The sequence below is a fragment of the Bacteroides bouchesdurhonensis genome, from assembly GCF_900155865.1.
Lineage (GTDB): Bacteria > Bacteroidota > Bacteroidia > Bacteroidales > Bacteroidaceae > Bacteroides > Bacteroides bouchesdurhonensis.
Window position 1 is genome coordinate 1,239,407 of the sequence record NZ_LT707006.1, and the last position, 23,918, is coordinate 1,263,324.

At 38.5% G+C, this 23,918-nt stretch carries 22 protein-coding genes; 9 read left to right on the forward strand and 13 right to left on the reverse strand.

Annotated elements, in window-relative coordinates; all coding sequences use genetic code 11:
- Window positions 1-1,977 precede the first annotated feature (1,977 nt).
- Window positions 1,978-2,703, reverse strand: a complete 726-nt coding sequence (locus tag CZ225_RS04985) for an RDD family protein (protein ID WP_077153196.1) — start codon at window positions 2,701-2,703, stop codon at window positions 1,978-1,980.
- A gap of 100 nt (window positions 2,704-2,803) precedes the next feature.
- Between CZ225_RS04985 and CZ225_RS04990 the strand changes: the two genes are divergently transcribed.
- The 6 genes from CZ225_RS04990 to CZ225_RS05015 are packed head-to-tail and all read left to right on the forward strand — an operon-like array spanning window position 2,804 to window position 8,931.
- A complete protein-coding gene (locus CZ225_RS04990) occupies window positions 2,804-3,766 on the forward strand; it encodes a stage II sporulation protein M (protein WP_025074066.1) in 963 nt (320 codons plus the stop codon).
- The gene (locus tag CZ225_RS04995) at window positions 3,747-4,682 is read left to right on the forward strand and encodes a hypothetical protein (protein WP_077153197.1); all 936 of its coding nucleotides are present in this window, start codon (window positions 3,747-3,749) and stop codon (window positions 4,680-4,682) included. Before CZ225_RS04990 ends, CZ225_RS04995 begins: the two co-directional genes overlap by 20 nt.
- Window positions 4,683-4,700: 18 nt before the next feature.
- Window positions 4,701-5,315 carry a DUF4129 domain-containing protein gene (locus CZ225_RS05000; protein WP_077153198.1) on the forward strand — a complete coding sequence of 205 codons (615 nt, stop codon included), beginning with the start codon at window positions 4,701-4,703 and terminating at the stop codon, window positions 5,313-5,315.
- Window positions 5,312-6,586, forward strand: a complete 1,275-nt coding sequence (locus tag CZ225_RS05005; RefSeq protein ID WP_077153199.1) for a DUF4350 domain-containing protein — start codon at window positions 5,312-5,314, stop codon at window positions 6,584-6,586. The genes CZ225_RS05000 and CZ225_RS05005 overlap by 4 nt, the downstream gene beginning before the upstream one ends.
- Window positions 6,587-6,597: 11 nt before the next feature.
- On the forward strand, window positions 6,598-7,572 hold the full coding sequence (locus CZ225_RS05010) for an AAA family ATPase (RefSeq protein ID WP_077153200.1): 975 nt from the start codon (window positions 6,598-6,600) through the stop codon (window positions 7,570-7,572).
- Window positions 7,573-7,620: 48 nt separating this feature from the next.
- Window positions 7,621-8,931: a DUF58 domain-containing protein gene (locus CZ225_RS05015; protein ID WP_077153201.1), complete on the forward strand. Its 1,311-nt coding sequence runs from the start codon at window positions 7,621-7,623 to the stop codon at window positions 8,929-8,931.
- 21 nt (window positions 8,932-8,952) lie between these two features.
- Here the strand turns inward: CZ225_RS05015 and CZ225_RS05020 are convergent, their stop codons facing one another.
- The 4 genes from CZ225_RS05020 to CZ225_RS05035 are packed head-to-tail and all read right to left on the reverse strand — an operon-like array spanning window position 8,953 to window position 10,854.
- Window positions 8,953-9,180, reverse strand: a complete 228-nt coding sequence (locus tag CZ225_RS05020) for an immunity 17 family protein (protein WP_077153202.1) — start codon at window positions 9,178-9,180, stop codon at window positions 8,953-8,955.
- The gene (tsaE, locus tag CZ225_RS05025; RefSeq protein WP_077153203.1) at window positions 9,177-9,590 is read right to left on the reverse strand and encodes a tRNA (adenosine(37)-N6)-threonylcarbamoyltransferase complex ATPase subunit type 1 TsaE; all 414 of its coding nucleotides are present in this window, start codon (window positions 9,588-9,590) and stop codon (window positions 9,177-9,179) included. The genes CZ225_RS05020 and tsaE overlap by 4 nt, the downstream gene beginning before the upstream one ends.
- A 19-nt stretch (window positions 9,591-9,609) precedes the next feature.
- Window positions 9,610-10,413 (reverse strand): metal ABC transporter permease, encoded by an 804-nt coding sequence (locus tag CZ225_RS05030; RefSeq protein ID WP_077153204.1) that lies wholly within the window; start codon window positions 10,411-10,413, stop codon window positions 9,610-9,612.
- Between the two features lie 15 nt (window positions 10,414-10,428).
- The gene (locus CZ225_RS05035; RefSeq protein WP_077153205.1) at window positions 10,429-10,854 is read right to left on the reverse strand and encodes a phospholipase; all 426 of its coding nucleotides are present in this window, start codon (window positions 10,852-10,854) and stop codon (window positions 10,429-10,431) included.
- A gap of 110 nt (window positions 10,855-10,964) precedes the next feature.
- Here CZ225_RS05035 and CZ225_RS05040 point away from each other — a divergent pair, with 110 nt between their 5' ends.
- Both CZ225_RS05040 and CZ225_RS05045 read left to right on the forward strand, forming a co-directional pair.
- Window positions 10,965-12,062 carry a leucine-rich repeat domain-containing protein gene (locus tag CZ225_RS05040; RefSeq protein ID WP_077153206.1) on the forward strand — a complete coding sequence of 366 codons (1,098 nt, stop codon included), beginning with the start codon at window positions 10,965-10,967 and terminating at the stop codon, window positions 12,060-12,062.
- Window positions 12,063-12,089: 27 nt separating this feature from the next.
- Window positions 12,090-13,088: a M28 family metallopeptidase gene (locus CZ225_RS05045; RefSeq protein WP_077153207.1), complete on the forward strand. Its 999-nt coding sequence runs from the start codon at window positions 12,090-12,092 to the stop codon at window positions 13,086-13,088.
- A gap of 4 nt (window positions 13,089-13,092) precedes the next feature.
- Here the strand turns inward: CZ225_RS05045 and CZ225_RS05050 are convergent, their stop codons facing one another.
- The 6 genes from CZ225_RS05050 to CZ225_RS05080 form a co-directional block, all read right to left on the reverse strand.
- Window positions 13,093-13,809 (reverse strand): SDR family NAD(P)-dependent oxidoreductase, encoded by a 717-nt coding sequence (locus CZ225_RS05050; protein ID WP_077153208.1) that lies wholly within the window; start codon window positions 13,807-13,809, stop codon window positions 13,093-13,095.
- A gap of 152 nt (window positions 13,810-13,961) precedes the next feature.
- Window positions 13,962-14,534, reverse strand: coding sequence for a Crp/Fnr family transcriptional regulator (locus CZ225_RS05055; RefSeq protein WP_077153209.1), 573 nt, complete (start codon window positions 14,532-14,534; stop codon window positions 13,962-13,964).
- Between the two features lie 10 nt (window positions 14,535-14,544).
- On the reverse strand, window positions 14,545-15,777 hold the full coding sequence (locus CZ225_RS05060; RefSeq protein ID WP_077153210.1) for a 3-phosphoshikimate 1-carboxyvinyltransferase: 1,233 nt from the start codon (window positions 15,775-15,777) through the stop codon (window positions 14,545-14,547).
- A gap of 617 nt (window positions 15,778-16,394) precedes the next feature.
- Window positions 16,395-16,667, reverse strand: coding sequence for an RNA polymerase sigma factor (locus CZ225_RS23225; protein ID WP_234982999.1), 273 nt, complete (start codon window positions 16,665-16,667; stop codon window positions 16,395-16,397).
- Window positions 16,668-16,796: 129 nt separating this feature from the next.
- Window positions 16,797-17,351: a TlpA family protein disulfide reductase gene (locus tag CZ225_RS05075; RefSeq protein ID WP_077153212.1), complete on the reverse strand. Its 555-nt coding sequence runs from the start codon at window positions 17,349-17,351 to the stop codon at window positions 16,797-16,799.
- Window positions 17,352-17,557: 206 nt separating this feature from the next.
- On the reverse strand, window positions 17,558-18,931 hold the full coding sequence (locus CZ225_RS05080; RefSeq protein ID WP_077153213.1) for an NAD(P)/FAD-dependent oxidoreductase: 1,374 nt from the start codon (window positions 18,929-18,931) through the stop codon (window positions 17,558-17,560).
- 245 nt (window positions 18,932-19,176) lie between these two features.
- Between CZ225_RS05080 and CZ225_RS05085 the strand changes: the two genes are divergently transcribed.
- The gene (locus tag CZ225_RS05085) at window positions 19,177-20,235 is read left to right on the forward strand and encodes a winged helix DNA-binding domain-containing protein (protein WP_077155697.1); all 1,059 of its coding nucleotides are present in this window, start codon (window positions 19,177-19,179) and stop codon (window positions 20,233-20,235) included.
- Between the two features lie 50 nt (window positions 20,236-20,285).
- On the opposite strand, the gene CZ225_RS05090 is transcribed toward CZ225_RS05085, so the two are convergent.
- Window positions 20,286-21,455, reverse strand: coding sequence for an MFS transporter (locus CZ225_RS05090; RefSeq protein ID WP_077153214.1), 1,170 nt, complete (start codon window positions 21,453-21,455; stop codon window positions 20,286-20,288).
- 31 nt (window positions 21,456-21,486) lie between these two features.
- On the reverse strand, window positions 21,487-23,862 hold the full coding sequence (locus CZ225_RS05095; protein ID WP_077153215.1) for a GH92 family glycosyl hydrolase: 2,376 nt from the start codon (window positions 23,860-23,862) through the stop codon (window positions 21,487-21,489).
- Between the last annotated feature and the right edge of the window lie 56 nt (window positions 23,863-23,918).

Sequence of the window (23,918 nt, forward strand, 5' to 3'; positions counted from 1 at the left end):
CTTTGTGCTGGCGAATAAATCTTACAGGGACGGGAACGGGGGAGGGCGGCACTGTTGCCGATAAAGTTTCCATTGGTTCGGATGGACATTATTAAGCAAGGCATTTGCGGCAGTACGCGGATACGCCGGAATGGGCAGTGCTCCAGCTTGCCCTTTGACGGCAGGAGGCAAGGCTGGCGTTTCCTTTTTGAAGAAGGGGTGCCCGGTTGTCCTATGGATGGTTAATTTGTTCATGATGTTATTATTATTAGGGTGTTTATTGTTTATAATATCTGCTTTATTTCCGGCTGTCGCCACATGGTCTTGCGCATAAGCCCGGCAGGAACGGTGCAGGCGGCCGGAATATGGAAGCCGTATAATAAGTATTACTAACGGGACCGTAAAAAATCCGGTGGGAGCGGGATTTTTAACAGGATTTATTTCCGGGGCTGCCGGGCAACTCCAAGATGACGGCGGATTATGGGTCAGGTTTCATAGGGGTTCCTCCTTTCTTAATGGCTAAAATGGTTAGCATGTTAGTATATATGACTCGTATGCCGGTTTGCGGATCACAGATCTATTTATTATGGATACTAACCGTATACGCTATCACAATGCAAATATACTAACTATATTATAAATACCAAATATAATATTAGTATTTTATACTATTTAACTAATAACTATTAGCTAAATAATAGCATACGTAAGCATAATACGCCAATAAATCTAAAGAGGTTATTGCCATAACAGGATGATTGCTAACAGAAAACTAACAATAGCGGATTGTCCGAAGCATGGGAATAAGATATTAAAGCCCGGACAAGATATTGGATGGCTGGGGAGGGGATATCTTACTATGAAGCAGCAATTAACTACGGCTACTAAGCATGATAAAACGGTTATTTTATTGTCATTTGTCACTTTTAAGTGTTATACATCTGATAATCAACGGTAAATTGGTGACAATAGAGTGGTGACAATAGGGTGACAATAGACATTTGCAGCATTTCTATTGTCACTTTCATTTTGCTGTTTAGCAACAGGACACACTGGCTGTCATGTGTTTAAGATGCTATTATAAGAATAGGGGGATTAGGGCATTTTACAGCCATTCCATGCGTTTTGGGGGAAAACCATAGCCGTGCTGTCTTTGCATTGCTTGTTTTGGGGGGAGCGGACAGACGTTTTGCCTCACCATTACTCTCACTCAGGAAAAGCGGAAAGGGCTGCGGAAAGAACACGGGAGAATAGGGCAGAAGAGAACCTTGAAGAAATACATGGAAACAGATTAAGGCTAAGATAATATGAATTTAGTTCATGCCGCTATTTCATTAATGGATAGTCTGGTGTCCATTAATAGAAAACTTGCTCTCTACTAATAGAAAACTTGTTCTCCATTAAGTAATAACTTTCTTTTCCTTTATACAAAACTATAACCGCAAGCTCCGGTTATATAACTGAAGCTTTTGGTTATATAATCAAAAGCTCCGGTTTCATAATCAGAACTTGCGGTTATAGTTCTTTGCCTGCAAAAACACATTTTAACGCTTGAAAGAACAGGTTTCCTTCCGGTTGGAAGGGATTTATGCAGTACAAATTTAGAAAAAAATATCGGTTTAGAAGCGGTTTTCATAATACTTTCCTACACTTCTAGTTTATTTGAAACGTTATACTCTCATCTTTGACACTTCACTTTTACAAAATAGATACCTAATTACGCTATAATGGTGTTTTGGGTACTTTTTTCATATCTCACTATGTAGCTAAATATAAATAGTATATTTATTTGATATAAGAAAGGACTTTAATAGATGCTATTTAAGAGAGTTACAAATTTCTTCGAAGACAGAAAGTGTCAAACTTCCGCGAAGAATCTGTTCTTACAGGTTGTTTCCAATGATGTAAAGATACTAATTTAAAAGCAAATCACAACGCTGAAACGAGCGGTCCGGAAGGTATTTTAAAGGATAGGAATAGTTTGTTGCTTTTGTATACTTAAATCTCTTCTAGCGCATAATATTGATAATCTCTAAGAACAGTTTGTAAGAAACGTTCTCCATTGGAATCTAAAGGGGTGACAGACAAAAGCTCTTGTACTTTCTTTGCCAACATCGTGATACGGCGTTCACGATCTTTTTTGTTTGATTCCAATGTGCGAGTAATTACATTGACCTGTTCCAATGATAAGTCAGCAGATTGCGGATAAACAGGATGATAATCTTTTGTCAGATAATCAAACTCATCCAGGCTGACATGTATTTTCCGGTAGTTTTTCTCCTTAATTATCATAGTTCCTGCAGCAAGATCTCCTAAACGTTGATTGTTCTTGGTCAATATGACAGATAAGACTCCTAAACCTCCGGTCAAAGGAACATCGATGGGAAACAACAACCAACGAAGTAAATAGGAACTAATACCGGGAGTAGAACCATCTATTTTTACGACGCGGATATTCATTAACTTTTTTCCGAAACTCTGTCCTTGATTGAATGTTTCACAAAGAAAAGAGTAAAAAAGTACTGGAAGGATAATGAGGAACGTATATATAACAGTGTTGAAATCTCGTGGAGTATAAAAATTGAGTAAAAGAGTAATGGTAGACATCAAATAGATTACAATCAAAATATAATCGATGAGAAATGCTATGAAACGTTCACCTATACTGGCGGGCGTCTGGCTAATACGAACGAATTGTCCGGTGATAATTGTAGATTCTGCCATTTTTGATTAAACATTTTATGATTCCGTTGCAAATATATTAAAATTCTCTTACTTTTGCTTTCGGTTTCGGACAAATCTTATCCGAACACTCGTGAAAGGCATGAAGGAAGTAACGTTTATCCGTCAGAATATTGATAAATGGAAAGATACCGAGAAGGTAGTGGAACAGGCTAAACGTTTGTCCCCTGATCAACTTGCCGATGTTTATTCGGATCTGACTGCTGATCTGGCATTTGCTCAAACCCATTTTCCTAACTCCCGTATTACAATCTATCTGAATAATCTTGCTTCTTCGTTGCATAACGAGATCTATCGGAATAAGCGTGAGAAATGGACGCGGATTATCACTTTTTGGACTCGTGAGGTTCCACAAACAATGTATGATGCTCGTCGTGAATTATTGATCTCCTTTTGTGTTTTCATGGTAAGTGTATTCATTGGTGTGTTGTCATCTGTGAATGATTCGGATTTCGTTAGATTGATTTTAGGAGATCGGTACGTAGATATGACTTTGAACAATATAGCGAATGGAGAGCCGATGGCTGTATATGACGGCTCTTCCGAAATTCCTATGTTTCTAGGTATTACATTAAATAACATAATGGTATCTTTTCATTGTTTTGCAATGGGATTATTAACTAGTTTCGGTACAGGATATATCCTTTTGAGGAACGGGATTATGGTAGGTGCTTTTCAAGCATTCTTTTATCAGCATGATTTGCTTTGGGAATCTTCTCTGGCAATCTTTTTGCATGGCACGCTTGAGCTATGGGCGATTATTGTAGCCGGTGCTGCAGGAATAGCTTTAGGTAATGGCTGGCTATTTCCAGGAACATATTCCAGATTAGAATCATTCCGTCGGGGAGCAAAAAGAGGATTGAAGATTATAGTGGGTACGATACCTGTATTCATTTTAGCGGGATTTATAGAGGGGTTTGTCACCCGTCATACAGATATTCCTGACTTTTTACGGCTTGGATTGATCTTATCATCGTTGGCTTTTATTATTTTCTACTATATTTATTTACCTAATAGGAAAAAAAATGGAATTACAGAAACCTAAAATTGCACTGTATGTTAAACGTCCTTTTGGCGAGAAGTTGAACGCAGCTTTTGATTTTATAAAAGAAAATTGGAAACCGCTGTTGAAGTTAACTACTTATTTGATTTTACCGTTGTGTCTTATACAGGCATTAAGTTTAAACGGGCTTATGGGCGGGGCTATGACAATGACTACTCTTGCCAATAGTGCTGTGGCAAATTCTGATTTAGGAATGCTGGCCGGGTTTATGACATACTATGCGTTGTATATGTTGCTGTATTTGATCGGGACAGCTATGCTATCTTCGCTAGTGTATACATTAATACGTACTTATAATGAGCGTGAAGGAGGGTTGCAAGGTGTTACGTTAAGAGAATTAAAGCCTTTGTTGCTCCGTAATATTGGTCGCATGTTGCTGTTAATGGTTGTAAGTACTGTATTAGTTGCGTTAGCGATGATTCCGATAGGTGTCTTAATGTATTTGTCGATGTATACATTGGCCCTTACTATTCCACTTTTGATTGCTTTTTCTGTACCACTCGCGTTATTTGCTCCTATTTATCTATTTGAAGATATTACAATAATGGCAGCATTGGGAAAAACTTTTCGATTAGGGTTTGCAACATGGGGAGGCATATTTTTAATTTCTATTATAATGGGAATTATTGGTAGTGTGTTACAAGGAGTGACGATGGTTCCTTGGTACGTGGCTACGGTAGTAAAGTACTTTTTTGCAATGAGTGATACAGGAAGTACGGCAACTGTATCAGTGGGATACAGTTTTTTGCTTTATTTGTTGGGCATTATTCAGGCATTCGGTGCATATCTTTCAATGATATTTGCTTTGATCGGGTTGGCTTATCAATATGGTCATGCATCGGAAGTTGTAGATAGTGTGACTGTGGAAAATGATATTGATAATTTTGATAAACTTTAAAACCGGAATTTGAACTGGATGATAACTTCTTCTATAGATACGTTGGTTTGTGATACGGCACAGATTGCTGTCTGGCAATCTGATCCTGCCTATGACTATAATCGTGAGTTGATTACTCCGGAGATTAATTTCTTTGAATGGATTAACCAGCGGTTTGGGGAATTATTACGTAAGATATTTGGTGGCCGCTTTTCGGAGCAATATTCAGAGTTGATTTTAATATGTATTGCTATTGTTATTTTGCTTCTGATTATCTGGTTTGTTTACCGGAAACGCCCCGGATTTTTTATGCGTTCGCCTAAAAGTGCTTTACCATATACTATAGAAGAGGATACAATTTATGGAGTTGATTTCCCGGAAGGAATTGCTGACGCACTTGCGCGTAGTGATTATCGGGAAGCTATACGTTTGCTTTATTTACAGACATTAAAGTACTTGAGTGATGCCAAACGTATTGATTGGCAACCGTATAAAACAGCTACTCAATATAATAGCGAAGTACGAATGCCTGCCTTTCGTGAACTGACAAATCATTTTCTGCGGGTTCGTTATGGAAATTTTGAAGCAACGGAGCAACTTTTCCGTATAATGCAAACCTTGCAAGAGGAGATCCGGAAAGGGGGTGCTTCGTGAAAGGAAGTCGTTGGTTTATTTTGGGTATTACGGCTTTTCTGCTGCTGATGTTTGCAGTGGAATATCGTATGCCAAAGAAATTCGTGTGGACTCCAACTTTTAGTCATTATGATAAACAACCTTTCGGATGCGCATTGTTCGATAGTATATTGTCATCTTCTTTACCTCTTGGCTATTCTCTCTCGTCCAAAACATTTTATCAATTGGAACAGGAAGACACATTACATAATCGGGCTATATTGATAGTGGATAAGTCTCTGAGGTTTAGTGAATTGGATGTAGAGTCTTTGTTGGAAATGGCTGAACGGGGGAATAAGATTATGTTGATAAGTACTTCCTTTGGTAAGGAATTGGAAGATACTTTGAAGTTTACTTGCTCCTATTCTTATTTTAGTCCGTTGATGATGAAAAAGTATGCGTCTTCATTAGCAAAAAAGGATAGTATTTATTGGGTAGGGGATACTACTGTTTATTCCCGACAAGTATTTTGTTTTTATCCAATTCTATGTAGCTCTTATTTTCGTGATTATTATTCATTGCCTTTTCAAAGGTTGGCGGAGAAAGATCTTGTAGGAGGCATGGATGACGTTGTGATTGATGAAGATACAGCAAAGGTATATGGAAATTATCATCCTTCAATGGCATTTGTCCGTCCATGGGGGAAAGGGGAAATCATTTTAGTGTCTACGCCTTTGCTTTTTACGAATTATGGTGTGTTGGATGGAGACAACGCAACTTATCTTTTCCGGTTATTGTCAAGAATGAAAAACTTGCCTGTCGTGCGTACAGCGGCATATCAGCAAGGAATAGAACAATTGCAGGAAACGCCTCTCAGGTATTTCCTCTCTCAGCGTCCTTTACGTTGGGCCATATACCTAACTATGATTGCAATATTGCTTTTCATGATATTTACTGCAAAAAGGAGGCAAAGAGCGATACCTGTGATTCCTGAACCGGAGAATAGATCGCTGGAATTTACTAAATTGATAGGTACACTTTATTATCAAAAGAATGATCATGCCAACTTGGTACATAAGAAGTTTACTTATTTTGCAGAAGAGTTAAGAAGAGAAGTACAGGTAGATATTGAAGAAGTGACCGATGATGAGTACTCGTTTCTTAAGATTGCTCAAAAAACAGGTATGGATGTGGAAGTAATAGGGAAATTTATTCGTGAAATCAGACCGGTGATTTATGGAGGACGTACTTTGTCGGCGGAAGAGATGAAACGATTTATTGATAAAATGAATGAAATAATGAATCATATCTAAAGAAAAAATATATGGAAGAGAATACAGAACAACGGATAGATTTAACGCTTTTTTCCGAGAAGATACAAGAACTGAAGGATAGGATTGCTTCCGTTATTGTTGGACAAGAACAAACGGTTGATTTGGTGCTGACTGCTATCCTTGCCAATGGTCATATCTTGATAGAGGGAGTGCCGGGAGTTGCTAAGACTTTGTTGGCCCGATTGACTGCCCGCTTGGTAGATGCAGACTTTAGTCGTATTCAGTTCACTCCGGATTTGATGCCGAGTGATGTATTGGGTACTACAGTATTCAACATGAAAAACAATGATTTTGATTTTCATAGAGGACCTATTTTCGCTGATATTGTATTGGTGGACGAGATTAACCGTGCACCTGCCAAGACACAAGCTGCTCTGTTTGAAGTCATGGAAGAACGTCAGATAACCATTGACGGGATGACGTATCGGATGGGCGACCTTTATACCATTCTTGCTACTCAGAATCCTGTAGAACAGGAAGGTACCTATAAGCTTCCTGAGGCACAGCTCGATCGATTTTTAATGAAAATAACGATGAGTTATCCGTCCTTGGACGAGGAAGTGAATATCTTGGAACGTCATCATACAAATACTTCATTGGTAAAATTGGATAATGTGGTACCAGCAATCACTCGTGAGGAGTTATTATCGCTCCGGGCATTGATGGGGCAGGTTTTTGTAGATCGTACATTGATCCAATACATTGCGATGATTGTACAACAGACCCGTACCAGTAAGGCGGTATATTTGGGAGCTTCTCCACGTGCTTCAGTTGCCATGTTGCAGTCTTCTAAAGCATATGCTTTGCTACAAGGCCGTGATTTTGTGACACCGGAAGATATTAAGTTTGTAGCTCCTTTTGTGCTTCAACACCGTTTGATTTTGACTGCGGAAGCTGAGATGGAGGGATATTCTCCTGTTAAGGTTACTCAACGATTGATTGATAGGGTGGAAGTGCCGAAATAATATTCTCTTAGCTGTTAAATCAATTTGTATAATTTATAATTTAAGGATTTGTACCTCACTCGCCGTTTTTATATTGCCCTTGTTCTGGTTATCCTATTATTGGGTAGCGGATATGTATTTGCTCCATTGTTTATAATAGGGCAAATAGCTCTTGTTATCTTATTTCTGATGGCGTTGATAGACGGATTTCTACTTTATAGTATTCATGGGATCAGAGCATATCGTCGATGTGCCGACCGTTTTTCAAACGGAGATAACAATGAAGTGAATATCCGTGTAGAAAGTAGTTATCCACGCTCGGTATCTCTGGATATTATTGATGAGATTCCTTTTATCTTTCAGAAACGTGATATTGATTTTAAGATAAAGTTGCAAGCGAATGAAGGAAGAACAATTACTTATTCACTGCGACCAACGAGACGGGGTGTTTACGGCTTTGGACATATCAGAGTCTTTGTAACCTTGCAGATCGGTTTGCTTTCACGACGTTACACTTGTGGTGAACCTCTGGAAATCAAGGTATATCCTTCTTATCTGATGTTGCACCAGTATGAGTTGCTGGCTATTAATGATAATCTTACTGAGCTGGGAATTAAACGTATACGTCGGATAGGACATCATACAGAGTTTGAGCAGATAAAAGATTATGTAAAAGGAGATGATTATCGGACAATCAACTGGAAAGCCAGTGCCCGCCGACATCAATTAATGGTGAATGTTTATCAGGATGAACGTTCTCAACAGATTTTTAATGTGATTGATAAGGGGAGGATCATGCAACAGGCTTTTCGTGGAATGACATTGCTTGATTATGCGATGAATGCTTCTTTAGTGCTATCTTATGTGGCTTTACAAAAAGAAGATAAAGCAGGTTTGGTAACCTTTGACGAACATTTTGATTCGTTTGTTCCGGCTTCTAAACAGCCCGGACACATGCAGACTCTCCTTGAAAGTTTGTATAGTCAGCATACGACTTTTGGTGAAACAGACTTTTCTGCTCTTTGTGTTCACATGAATAAGCATGTTGGTAAACGAAGCCTTCTGATTTTATATACGAATTTTACTAATATCAGTAGTATGAATCGGCAACTAACTTATTTGAAACAGTTGAATCGCCAGCATCGTTTATTAGTCGTCTTTTTTGAAGATGCGGATTTGAAAGCCTATATTGCTGCTCCTGCACAAAATGCTGAAGAATACTACCGGCATGTAATTGCCGAGAAATTTGCTTTTGAAAAGAGACTGATTGTTTCTACTTTGAAACAGCATGGAATTTATTCCTTGCTGACTACTCCTGAGAATCTGTCTATTGACGTAATCAATAAATATCTGGAGATAAAGTCAAGACAATTATTGTAGTTTTACCAGTTGGAACTAAATTTATAATCCAAGTGCTTTCTGTGTCTCGATAAAGAAGAAAGTAGCCATACCGATAAGCACAATTCCTAATACTCCATAGAAAAGTCGTGCCCGATTGTGCCCCACATTCCGGACGATAGATTGTGCATTGCGGGTAGTGAAAAACCAGTTCCAGTTAAACAATGCCGCCAGCAGGGAAGTTATTCCTGCCAGCGCAAAGATTCCTTGTACGATATATTGTCCAGTCATAACTTAATAGTTCTGCTTCCGTCTTCCAATTCCTCTATAGTTACTTTTACAGCGTCTCCCGGTAATAGCTCTTCTACCAGTTCTGGCCATTCAATGAAACAAAGAGCACCGCTATAGAAATAGTCCTCATAGCCCATATCATAAACTTCACTCAGTTTTTTGATACGGTAAAAGTCGAAATGATAAATCAATTCTCCCGTTTCATCCGAACGGTATTCATTAACAATAGCAAAAGTTGGAGAACTAATTACATCCGAAACGCCTAGTTCTTCGCAAAGTGCTTTGACAAATGTAGTTTTACCTGCGCCCATTTTTCCATATAAGGCAAAGACTGTGTTGTCTCCCATGGCAGCAATAAATTCGCGAGCTGCTTCATGGATGTTTTCTAACGATTGAATTTTGATTTCCATATGCTAACTTTTTATCTAACTATTTTTTGATAAGGCTCTTCCCGGTTTTGCAAATTGCATAAATCAGAATAGAGAAGAATATAATGGAAGCCCCCGAAGGTACTTTCCAATGATAAGAGATGAACAATCCTCCCAAACATCCCAGAAAACCGATGACAATAGATAGCCAGATGATTTTCTTGAAATTATATGTAAACAGATTGGCAGTCATTTGCGGGATTGTGAGTAATGAGATAGCTAAAACAATGCCTACCATACGTAAGCAAGCGACAATCGTTAATGCGATGAACATCATTAGCAGATACTCAAATATTTCTACGGGGATCTTTTGAGAACGGGCAAACTCCCGGTCGAAAGCGATATATACGATAGGGCGGATATACAAATAGAAGAATCCGGTCATTATTAGGGCTAATATCCCCAACATCCATAAATCTACCTGATTGATGGTTAGAATGTTCCCGAAAAGATAAGCGGAAAGGTCGGGTGCAAAACCCGGAGACAGAAAACTGAACATGATGCCTAGAGCCATTCCTAAAGTCCAGAATACAGCGATGGCAGAATCTTCCCGCATGTCTTTCCGTTTACTGAGCCATTCTACTCCAAAAGCAGATAGTACGGAAAAGATGGCAGCTGTAAGTATTGGCGAAATCCCAGTAAACAATCCTAATCCTATCCCTCCGAAAGAGGCATGGGTTATTCCGCCACTGATAAACACCAGTCGGCGGGTAACGATATATGTACCGATAATTCCACAGGCAATGCTTGCCAGCAAGCTTCCTAATAGGGCATGTTGAAAGAATGTATATTGTAGTAAATCCACTTTTTAAATTTTGAATTATGAGTGTGATGTCCTGCGTTCTCCGATGATCAAGAATACTTCATCTTTAAGATCGTCCGGCAGTTCAACTCCTCGAAGTTGCAGACTGCGTATCCATCCTGCGACATCTACATCCTGCATGGTATACAATACATCTCGAAATTGATTGGTCTCTTCATCGGTATAGGTGTCTCCGGTCCGTCCGATAAACTGATCCAACTCTTCGTCATCGTAATATTCTATTTTTTTGCTGACGGCAGCCAAAAGACTTTCTTTCTCGCATATCTCATGTTGTCCGCAGCATTCTACATCCACTTCCTTCACTTCAGGCATTCGATCCAATTCGCCTTTGGCAATTTTCTGTTCCAGTCTTTTGTTGCGGATTATTCCGGCAATCAGTGCGATAATGCCCAGCAACACTAGACCCGTTATGAGTATCCACATAATTATAATCAGTCAATTTTCTGCAAAGTTACTTATTAATTTGTATTCTATCATGTATGGTATCTATTTCTTTTCTTACTTTTGTACCTTACTAACTAAATTATTATACGATGAAACGACTTCATTTGTTCGATATAGTAGGTATATGTTTATTCTTTCTTTGCATTTCTTGTGCAGAAGACAGAAGTGTGTTTGGTGATGACTTTGTAACTCCGAAGATGACAAATGAGAATACAATCCAGTTTACGGTAGAGATAGCCAGTGATTGGAGGCAAATTGATTTGTCTGCCAATGGAGGGAGAATGGTGATCGATTGGGGAGATGGGCGTTTACAAAAGATTGAAGATCCCAGTCAAACGATTATTAGTTATAAATATGGAAATTGCCGGAGTTATCGTGTTAGAATTTGGGCCGAAGAATTGGATTATTGTGCGATAGGGACCGAATTATTGAATGTGAGTGACTTGCATTTGGGAATTCTGCCTCGGATGACTAATTTGAATATAAATAGTTTAAAATCTACTACAGAATTGGATTTGAGTACTTCTTGTCCTAATGTGGAAGATCTTAGTATTGGCAATATGCCTGATCTGGAACGGTTGGATATCGTTCAGTGTGATAACTTGAAAACATTACAGATTTATTCGAATCCTAAATTGACATCATTGGAAATAGGTAGTAAGCCTTATCTGGAGAAATTATACTGTTCTTATAATAACCTGACTTCTCTTTCTATGAAAGGTCTGCCTCTCTTAAAGGAAGTCGATTGCAGTTGTAATCCGAATCTTTCGACATTAAAATTTGATGATGGGATGGCAATAGGTTCCTTGTTTATCAATTATTGTAATTTTGATAAGATTGATTTTCTGGATAAATTGCCAACGATGACCGAGTTTGGTTGTAGTTACAATAAACTAACGGAATTACATATGCCAGGAGCTTTTTCAATTGCTTATTTACGTTGTGATAATAATCAATTGACGCACTTGTCAATTGAGGATACGTGGATATTAACTCAGTTGGATTGTCATTCCAATTGTCTGGGAGCAGATGCTTTGAATGAGCTTTTTGAATCATTGGAACAAGTCCGTCCGTCCGATTATATGCGGTATATACTTTCGATTTACGATAACCCAGGAGAAAAGACTTGCCAGAAAGAGATACCTATACGCAAAGGATGGAAGCTGGAGGGTTATCGTTGGAATTAGCTATTAAATTAAAATCTATATAATACTATGAGGAAACATATTTTGTTAGTAGGATTATTATTTGCCAGCTGGAGTCTTTATGCTCAGACTCCACTAGAAAAAGGGTTGAGAAGTATTAATTGTTCTTCTGCTAAAGCTACTATTGGCTTTTTGGCTGCAGATGAGTTGGAAGGGCGTGAGGCAGGATTTCATGGGGCACGTGTATCTTCTGAATACATCGTTTCTTTATTACAGTGGATGGGAATACAACCTTTGAATGAAAGTTATTTTCAGCCTTTCGAAGCTTACCGTAAAGAACGCCAGAAGCAAGGGAGACTTGAGGTGCATCCTGATTCTATTGCAAAGTTGAAACTTGGAGTCCATCAAAAACTTTCTATGAGAAATGTTCTGGGAATGATTCCCGGTAAAAATGCCAATGAATATGTTATTGTAGGTGCGCACTTTGATCATTTAGGGGTTGATCCGGCTCTCGATGGGGATCAGATATATAACGGTGCGGATGATAATGCTTCCGGTGTATCTGCTGTATTACAGATAGCCCGCGCTTTTGTTACGAGTGGGCAGCAACCGGAACGGAATGTCATCTTTGCTTTTTGGGATGGAGAAGAGAAAGGTTTGCTCGGTTCTAAATATTTTGTACAGAATTGCCCTTTTATTTCTCAGATTAAAGGATATTTGAACTTCGATATGATCGGACGTAATAATAAGCCCGAACAACCTCAACAGGTTGTTTATTTCTATACCGCAGCTCATCCTGTTTTTGGTGATTGGCTGAAAGAGGACATTAAAAAGTATGGGTTGAAACTTCAACCTGATTATCGTGCGTGGGATAATCCTGTGGGAGGTAGCGATAACGGTACATTTGCCAAAGTCGGTATTCCTATTATTTGGTATCATACAGATGGGCATCCTGACTATCACCAACCATCGGACCATGCCGACCGGTTGAATTGGGATAAAATTGTAGAAATAACTAAAGCCTCTTTCTTGAATATGTGGAAGATGGCGAATGAGAAAAGCTATTAGTTAATTACATTCTGCAATAAAGAGCCGAAGGTATCAATCTGAACAGCCATGCTACATATTTCCATCTTTTGGAGACGAAAGCTACCTTTTTCTTATGAGAGATGGCTTTCGTTATTTGTTTTACAGCTTTATCTACTGGTGTGACCCAAAATAGCCCTTCTCCTTTTGCCATAGCTGTGTTTACAAATCCGGGACGAATATCCGTAGTATAAATAGGGTACGGAGATTTGGTCGCTTTTTGTCGAAGTCCTTCCATGTAGTTGATTTGATAGGCTTTGGAAGCATTGTAAGCGGGAGCGATGCCACTTCCTCGAGTACCTCCTACGGAAGAAATGGCGACTAAATGACCGCTCTTTTGGGTTTCGAAATAGCGGAAGCCCCAATTGGCTATATGGGTAAATCCGATTACATTGGTTAATAGAGTCGGTTCTTCCAGCTGATAAGATAGTTCCGGGTTTAACTCTCCCGTTCCTGCACAGATAATCAGAATATCCATTCCTCCCATTTTCTGTACAAGTGATTCTAATCTTGAGAGGGTGGTTTGGGTGTTGGTAATATCACATACCTGATAAAATACTTGATCTTGATTTTGATTGAAGAGTTCTTTAAGTAAGTTTTCTCTGCGTCCGGTAATGCCGACCAGACAATTTTCTCGCAGATATTGTTCTGCTAATCCGCGACCAATGCCCGAAGTGGCACCTATAATCATTATTCTTTTCATAAGTGAATGTCAGTATGGTTTTGCCTGCAAAAGTAGAGGAGGATAATGAGAATATTCTTGATTTCAATCAAGAATTGAAAGAAATTTGTAGTTTAACTATTTAGACAGGAAATTGATACTTATAATGGTAGTTGTATGGGTGCAAGTGTATGCTATTGTTTGCGAACGACTCTTTTTCGTATTCGGCTAAGTGTTTCGGGACGGATCAGGAGATAGGAAGCAAGTTCTTTTAAAGTGATAAGTTTTAGCAAGCCGGGGCAGCGGTTTAAGATTTCCAGGTAACGTTCTTCCGGCGTCAGGCTATACATTGAAATCATTCGGTCGTAGACTTCCCATAATAAGGTTTCGGCAATGTGGCGTCCTAAACGTTGATGTTCTACGTTGGCTTCATAAAACTCATTAACTTGTTGATGAGTGAGTTCATATACAGTACAATCACATAAAGCTTGTATGTCTACGTTTGATCTATCTTGCAGTTGAACGGCAGGATAGTTGCCGACAAAAGACTCTTCAAAGGTATAGCCTACAATATTCACTTCTCCCAAACTATTGATACAACAGTATCTGAAAGAGCCGGAGGTTACAAATCCTAAAGTTTTGCAGATTTCTCCTTGTCGGACGAAGTATTCCCCTTTTTTATAACTAACAGATTTCCCCTGTTGGATTGTAAAGTCTATAACAGGGGAGAAATTGATATGTGAAGTGTATTTATTAAAATCTTTCACAATATAATAGTTACTTTACGTTTATTATTTGAAACCCAGCTTGCCTTAAATCTTCCCAATAATTAGGATATGATTTAGACACTACTTCTGGTTCTACGATTTGAAGATTCGGATAGAGAATGGCTGCCGGGGCAAATGCCATTGCCATCCGATGGTCCTCGTATGTTTGGATCATTGGTGTTTGTTCAGGAGTACAACGTTCACCATTCCACATTAATACACTATCATTTTCTTCTTCGATAAGGTATCCTAGTTTTTTCAACTCATTTCTTAAAGCAGTAATGCGGTCTGTCTCTTTGATTTTTAGACTCTGTAAGCCAGTAAAACGGAAAGGAATATTCAACAATGCACAAGCTACAACGAATGTTTGTGCCAGATCTGGAATATCAACAAAGTCTTCGTCCAATCTTTTGGGTGCTTTACCAGTCTTTTTCAGCTTTATACCTTTAGCTGTAAATTCGGTGGTGATTCCCAATCGTGAGAAAACTTCTGCTCCACGGCTGTCTCCTTGATAGCTCTGGTGAAATAATCCCAATAATTCTATTTCTGCTTTGGAAGATAATGCTGCAATCTGATACCAATAGGAGGCAGCACTCCAATCGCTTTCTACAGTAAAAGGAATACTCTCGTATGGTTGTGGTGCAACAGAAATACGGTTAGGAGCAGTCCATGCGGCTTTTGCTCCAAAATCATTCATTAATTGTAATGTAAGGTTGATATAGGGGCGTGAGATGATCTCTCCGCTTAATTGTAATGTTAGTCCGTTTTTGAGTACAGGTCCTATCATTAATAAAGCGGAAATGTATTGGGAACTTACATTTCCTTTCAACGTGATTTCATTCTTTTTTAGTTCTGTCCCTATAATATGTAATGGAGGAAAACCTTCATTTCCTGTATATTCGATATCAGCTCCCAGTTCACGAAGAGCATTCACCAATATTTGTATGGGACGTTGCTGCATACGAGCAGTTCCTGTGATAGTACGTTCTCCTGAAGTAACACTTAGATAAGCGGTCAGGAAGCGCATGGCAGTTCCGGCAGCCAAGATATCGATCGTTTCCTTGTCTTCAGTCAAAGCCTTTATCATAACTTGGGTATCATCACAGTCGGACAGGTTCTCAGGAGAATAAATACCTTTACCCAACGCATTGATGATGAGTGCGCGGTTGCTGATACTTTTGGAGGCTGGCAACTGGATTGTTGCTTTTACCATTGGCGGAGAGGTGAGTTTATAGCGTACCATTCTAAGTATATTCTTTGTTATAGAGGGCAAAAGTAGAGATTTATTCGGAGACTTCCAACTGCTTACGACTCTTATCAAGTGAGTTGAAATAATATCTGTATCGGTGTTTCTGCTGATATCTTATTAGCCAGGGAATAATAAAAAGAAGTCCGACAAAGAGTATTAAAAGGAGTGACATACTTTTTAATTCATCTAAACTGCTAAAATACATGCAGATTAATCTGATGGCCATTCCATAAAAATATATCAGATAGATCATAAAATCAAAATTGATCTTCCGTTTTAATTGTCTTTTAAGTATCCTATCAGAATCTGTGATTGAATATAAATCGGCTGATTTTGTATATAGTTGATAGTGTCTGATACTCGAAAGTAACAAATATAATAGAAAGGTGCTTGGTATCCATAGGCGAATAGAGAATCTTTCCATAATGATCGTATCTAAAGTACTGGTTGCCACTGAAATTATCAGGAAGATAGTAAATAGACAGATTAGAATTTTCTGACGATGTAATGTGTGAGAAATTACATTGCAGTGTTTTCTGCGTATAACCTCCTTTATATTAACCGGTTTCTCTTCGGTGTTAATATGTATTTCTTTCCAGAATTCTTTTAAATTATTTTCTTCCATCTTTTATCCGTTTTATGAGTTGCTTCTTGATTCTATTAATTTTCACTCCAACATTGGTTTCGGAAATATCTATTAAGATTGATATTTCTTTGTATTCGTAGCCTTCAAGATAGAGAATGATAGTTGCTTTTTCTATATTGTCTAATTGATTAATTGCTTGGTATAATTGCTCTTTTCTGTCTGTCATGGAGTTATCTTCTGAATGTATATCATGTATGAGATATTCTCTTGCTGATAGTTCGATGAATTCTTCTTCCACTTCTTTTATTTTTTACTTATTATGGAAAGTTAGTCGTATTTGTATAGTTGATTATTACAAAAGAAGAAATAAAAATCAAATAAACTTTTATTTTCAAATAGACTCAATGCTTTTATACACTTTGTAAATTTATTTTTCTGGTGATTTATCGAATGCTTTGATTAATGACTCTATATTACCTTTAAGTTCCTCATATTTGGCAAGAGGATCATCTGTATATATATATTGGACTATTTGGTTTTTATTTGCAATATATATGCGTGGAACTCCGCTTTTGGCGAATAAACTGTAAACAGTTCGGTCTTCTTGGGCCGAATAAGGTATTGTGTAGCGTTGTTCCTTCCAGAATTTTCCTACTATTTGTTCTCCTTGTTCACGACTAATTGTGAATATGACAATATCCTTATTGTCTTTGTATTCTATATACAACCTCTCTATAATAGGAAGAATAGCAATACAGTCTGGGCAAGTTACACTTATGAACACTATGAATGAAATTTTTCCTTCTAACGATTGGCTGGTAATTGTTTCACCAGTATTCAATCGTACAGAAAATGTGGGTAACTCATCATTCACTTGAATGTTAGCTCCGTTCGGTTCTTCATCGTCGTCTTGTATACATCCGGTTAAGAAGAATACAGATACGGTAAGTAGCAGTAAATAATTAACTATTTTTATTTTCATTGTTATTGTGTATATTACATAACAAAGATATTATAATGGTGTGAATATACGGGATATAGATGGTGATTATTTTGTGAGAAATGGTACGAATATCTGTTGGCGGAGTAAATTGAAGTGGGGAATAAAACAAAAATCCTCGCCCCATATTTCTATGGGTACGAGGATTTTTTGTTAGATGTTTTTGTTATTTATGCTTTTCCGGATTTCTATGCAAACCCATTCAACATTCCGTAGAAATACATAGGTTTTAAGATGTGAACTTTCAGCCACCAAGCTGCTCGTTGTTCTTTGGAAGTGTCGATTAGGTTGAACGGGAAAGAAATCTCCGGTTCTTTCTTGTAGTTGAATTCACATAATAGTACGTGTCCGTAATCTGTTACGATCGGGCAAGCGGCATATCCGTCGTATTTCTCTTCAGGTTCCTTACCTTCCATTAGTGAGATCAGGTTCTTGGCAGCAATTGGTACCTGTTTGCGGACGGCAGCTGATGTTTTACTGGTTGGGATTCCGGCAACATCTCCTAAAGAAATGATATTTGGGTAAGTCTTATGGACTAATGTTTCTTTGTCTACCATGACCCAAGCTTCGGCGGCCAGTTTTCCTTCCGTCCAGCCTAATCCGGCTTCACGTACGAAGTCGGGAGCCGACATGGGCGGCGTAAAATGAAGGAAGTCATAGTCTTCAATGAATGGCGTATAGACTTTCTGATCGCCTACGGTTTCAATCTTTTCGAAATGTACTTGTTTGGCAACTGTATCTACTCCTTTTACACGAACATTCAGATTGATAGGGATGTTGCGTTCCTCGTAAATTTTCAATAGACGTGGAGTGAAGAAAGGAATGTCGTACAATTCTTTAGAGGCTGTGTAATAATGCATGTCTGCATTATCGCGTGTTCCTTGTTTACGAGTGTAATCATCTGTCAGTAAACATATTTTTTTAGGTGCACCTCCGCATTTGTGCTTTGTATAGGTGTCGGTATAGATGGCTTTACCACCTGTCTTGCTGAATTCTTGTAAGGCTTTCCAAGTTTTTTGTGCACCTTCGAAATCATAGATGCTATGAGCATTACCTTCTCCTAATGTTGCTTGTGTAATACCTTCAACCTTTTCCCAGTTAGTCTGAAGACCAGGTGTCAGGACTAAGAAGTCATATGCAATTTTACCATTGTTTTTAGTTGTAACTTGGTTTTTATTTGGATCAATAGCAGCGACAGAATCTTTTATCCACTTGATGCCACTTGGCATACAGTCTTCTTGTTTCCTCCATACTTCGTCGGGTTGGTAGACACCTGATGCGATCAGGGTGAATCCGGGCTGGTAGAAATGACGATCGCTAGGGTCGATTAATGTAATATCCGGTTCGTCCAACCAATCGTTTAGGCGGGCAGCCATGCTGATACCAGCAGCTCCTCCTCCGATAATGACAATTTTTCCTTTAGCGTTGCTTGAAAATTCTTTCGCCTTGTATATGCCAACAGCGGTCACTAAACCTGCTGCTGCCATCAGTTTGAAAAAATGGCGGCGATTGATACCTTTCTTTTCAAATGTTTTTAGTAGATCTTCCAATTCGTGGCTCATGTTTATGAATGAATAATTTTATCTGCAAATATACAAATAACTAGGGAGAATTAATCATTAAAATGAAAACAGAAGTAGGAAGGAGTATTATTTATTATTTCTGTCTCTTTAACTCGCAAAGTAGATTGAAATTCTTGTTAGTATGTTTGTTTGTTAATGTTCTTAAGACTATTAAAAAGAAAACCGGAAGTATATTTGATTTATATGGGATAGAAATCTTATTTTTGTGGATAAAATCGACTGATATGAATCTATTAACAATTCGTCTTTTAAATCAACAGTTATTAAATCCACAATTTTGCCGACCTAAAGAATTAGTGTCTTGGATGGGAGCGATACAGGCTCAAGATTATACAATGGTAAAATGGGCTGTTGGGATGCGGTTAAAATCAGCAACTATACAAACAGTGGAAAAAGCATTGCAAAAAGGAGAGATATTAAGGATTCATGTGATGCGGCCGACTTGGCATTTGGTGGTTGCAGAAGATATTCGGTGGATGTTGAAACTTTCTGCTCAACATATCAAGTCTGCGAATGACTCTTATGCTAAAGGACATAGTTTAGATATTACAGAGGAGGTTTATACAAAAAGTAATAACCTATTGGAAAAAATCTTATGTGGAAAGAAAAACCTCACTAAACAGGAAATAGCAGAACATTTTGAACGTGCCGGGCTTTTAGCGGATACCTATCACATGACTCGTTTCATGGCACGTGCGGAAGTTGAAGGCATTATCTGTAGTGGTGAGTGTCAGGGAAGAAAACATACTTATATGCTTTTGGAGGAACGTGTCCCTCCTGTACCGGAAATAACGAGGGATGAGGCTTTAGCCCGTTTGGCAAGAAATTATTTTCGTAGTCACGCTCCTGCCGTTTTGCAGGATTTTATCTGGTGGTCCGGATTATCGATTTCTGAAGCAAAACAGGCTGTTTATCTGATAGAGTCTGAAATGATTACTGAACAGTGGAATAGCCAGACTTGGTATATTCATAACTCTTGCCGCACTCGTGGTAAAATAGCTGATAGTTTACATTTACTCCCTCCATATGATGAGTACCTTCTAGGATATAAGGATCGGACGGACGTTCTACCTAAAGAATTCTACCCTAAAGCATTTACAAACAATGGATTATTTTATCCGGTATTACTTCATGAAGGGCATATTATCGGAAATTGGAACAAGTCAGTGAAGAAGGGGGGGATAAACTTGGAACATTCTTTTTTTCAGGAAAATGTTTGTTTAGAAGAAAGTTTATTAAGTAATGCGAAGGATAGATATAAGCAATATCTTTCATTTTTATAGGAGTTATGGATAGTAACTCCTTTTAGATTGCATTAACATGGTTTTATTGCTTAGTTTAATTTGCCTGTTTTTATGCCGAAAGCACAATAAGTTAAATACAACACGCATACTAACGTAACAAACACACCACCAATAATACCGACTTTCCCGATTGCTATACCAATAATAGGAGTGACTACTCCTCCACCCGCAATCGCAGTAATCATCAGACCAGAGATTTGATTAGCCTTTTCCGGTCTTGCTTGTAATGCCATTGAATAAATAATAGAGAATACTGAAGAGGCAAAGAAACCAACAGCACCAATACAAATCAGGTTTGTTATATCATTTTCTACGAATGCTAAGATCAATAAAGAGCAAAGACATGCGATTATGTTTACTCTGAAATACTTCATTTCGGCAATGCGTGCCAAGAAGAAAACGCCTAATAATGCCCCTATCGTACGAGTCAGGAAATAAACCTGTGGAGCGAATTTTACTTGTTCTGTTGTCCAGTTAAAACGTTCGGCCATTAGTTTAGAACTAATAAAGTTGGTAGCCACATCCACACCGACTATAAAGAAAATGCCAAGGAACAATAGCAGTATCTTTTTATCTTTCAACAAGAAAAAAGTATCACTAATAGGCAGTAGTTGTGTTGTGGCAGAATCTTCTCTCTTTATAGGAGTAGCCATTAGCCAAATTGCTGACAATAAGGTGATGCAACCTAATATCGGGAAACAATAATACCATTTATCATCTCCAAAATAAGCGACGGCAAACAGAACAATTTCCGGTCCGACAAGAGACGAAACAGCTTTAATCACTTGTCCTGCAGTCAGACTGCTGGTCAATAAATGTTGGTTGGTAATAACATTACTCAACAATGGATTCAGTGAAACTTGCAGAATTGCATTACCAATTCCTAGAAGAGCATAAGCGATCATGCAAGTTGCACTATTATAGCTGATTAAGGGCAATAACATACCTATTACAGTAATTGTCATACTAAGTAATACTGTATTTTTACGTCCCCACTTGTTCATATGATTTCCGATAGGGATTCCTAAGAACAAGAACCAGATAAAAACAAGAGAAGGAACAAATCCCGTCATAGCAGGAGACCAGCCGAAAGTACGTTGAACATAGTCGGAAGAAATTCCGACTATGTCACAGAATCCCATTACAAAGAAACCAAAAAGAATGGGAAGAGTCGCTAATGTTGAATTTTGTGTTTTCATGAATATCTTCTTATTTGTTTTAAGTAACTATTTATTCGGAACAACGCGGAGGATTTTCTACTCCCCATTGTTCTTTAGGCTGGTTTCCCATGGTTAATTTGAGTATTCCTCCCTGATAGAGTTCGTCCCGATACATCCAGCATTGTTCCAATGGTTTCCCATTCAAAGTTGCTGATTGTATATAATAAGCATCCGGTGTATTATTAACTGTTTCAATGACAAAAGTTTGTCCCACAGCATTCATTGGGTTAAGTTTAATTTCGATCTTATCAAATAAGGGACTGCCCATTTGGAAAGTAGGGCGTTCGCAAGAACCGCCCTGTACGTCAAACAACCCCATTGCAGCCATTACATACCATGCACCCAATTGTCCCTGGTCTTCATCTTGTCCATAACCGTAACCATGCTCACCGCTAGTACCATAAAACTCATCACAAATTAAGCGAGTCCATTTCTGAGTGAGAAATGGCTTTCCGGAGAAGTTGAATAGCCAAGATATGTGGAGGCTCGGTTGATTTCCATGATTATAAGGACTTTGCAGACCGGAAAAAGCATTCACCACTTTTCCTCCTCCGAAGATAGACTTACGAGCTTCTGTAAAAATAGAATCGAGGCGATTATTGAATAATTCTTTGCCTACTTTCTCAATCAAACGACTTGGATTCTGTGGAACAAAGAAAGTATATTGCATTGCATTCCCTTCTTGAAATCCTCTCCATGATTCCAATGGATTGAAGTTATCGATAAATTCACCCTGAGGAACTCGTGGACGAATCATCTTTAATGAATCATCAAACAATTTTTCCCAGCCATTTGATAATGACATCAAACGTTTGTAATCTTCCGTATGTCCCAATGCTTTCGCCCATTGAGCTACTGCATAAGCACTGAAGCTATACTCTAATGTATGTGATGCCGAGAAGCTGGAACCTTCTGAATGCGTACCGTAAAAAATACTATTTTCATAAGGTACATAACCTCTCTCTACAAACTGTTTCACATCCGTTTTACCAGCTCCTTCAATACGCCCTTCCCAGCCAAGTTCATTTTTCAGAGCGGCCTGATAACCTGTTTCGACATCAAAATTACGGATACCACTATTATATGCACCAGCCAATGCAATGCTTACCATGTTGGTTCCTACTCCTGAAACATATTTACTGGTAGCAATACCATCTCCCAACCAACCGGCATCTTTATATACTAGCAATTGACTATTAACGAAGTCATTATAGTATTCCGGATAAGCTAACGCCCAGAGAGGAGTCAGGTTCCAATACGCTCCCCAGACAGCATCCGTATTATAATGATTGTGTTCAGGTTTCCCATTCTTATTTAATGGAACTTGCCCGATGGTACCGTCATTTTTAGGATAAGTTCCATTCACATCATTGGCAAGTCCTCTACCTAACAAAGCATGATACAATCCGGTATAGAATTTGATTTTACTATCTTCCGTACCTCCTGATACCACAATACGGTTCAACGATTCATTCCATTTCTCTGTCGTTGCTTGTACCACTTCGTCAAAGGTAAGTTTTTCAGCTTCTGCTTCCAGATTCAATTTCGCATTTTCGATTGATGTATACGACAATCCTACTTTTATAGTAACAACATCATCTTTCTTGGTTTTGTAATTTAAGCACATAATAGCTCCCGGTCCTTTTATTTCATTGCCGGGCATCAGGGTGCTATCCTGATAGAAGACTTCCACCGATTCCGGAGCTCGATCTAGTTTAGCATAGAAATACATGGCAACAGAAGCACCAGCCTGGTATTTCTTTACGTATTCCGGTTCTGTAATCACATATCCTTCAACTGTATTCTTATTGACCTGTTTAATATACGCATCGCGTACAGCACCACTTTCTCCTTGACGGTTTCCTATATTAAAAAGAATGTGTGCATTTTCAGAATCCGAGAATGTATATCGTTGAAAGCCAACACGAGCCGTAGCCGTAAGTTCCGCTTTAACTTGGTAATCTTTTAGAAAGACTGCATAATACCCCGGACGTGCGATTTCATCTTTCTTATCAAAACGAGAACGAAAACCATTGTCCGGGTCTTCCAGTTTTCCCGGATTTGTCTTTACCTCTCCTGTAACCGGCATCAGAGAAATACCGCCAATTTGAAACTCGTGCAGACAAGGGAAACCATCAATTGAAGTATGTCCGTCTTCATAGCCCACAGCTTCCCATCCCTGATTGTTCCCGTAAGTGCCGTTTGTAGAAGCACCTAACTTTGCTAATCCGAAAGGTTCAGCTGCGGGGGTATAAAAGAACCAACGACTATGTATGGTTCCGATATTAGGATTTACATACTCTACAAGATTAAGAGTCTTGGGAGAACTACATCCCCAAATACCGACTAAAACAAACAGGGAACTTATCCATTTCAACCTCATCATATTATACTTATTTTTTCTATTAACTACTTCTTATTTTATTATACTACTCTAATATA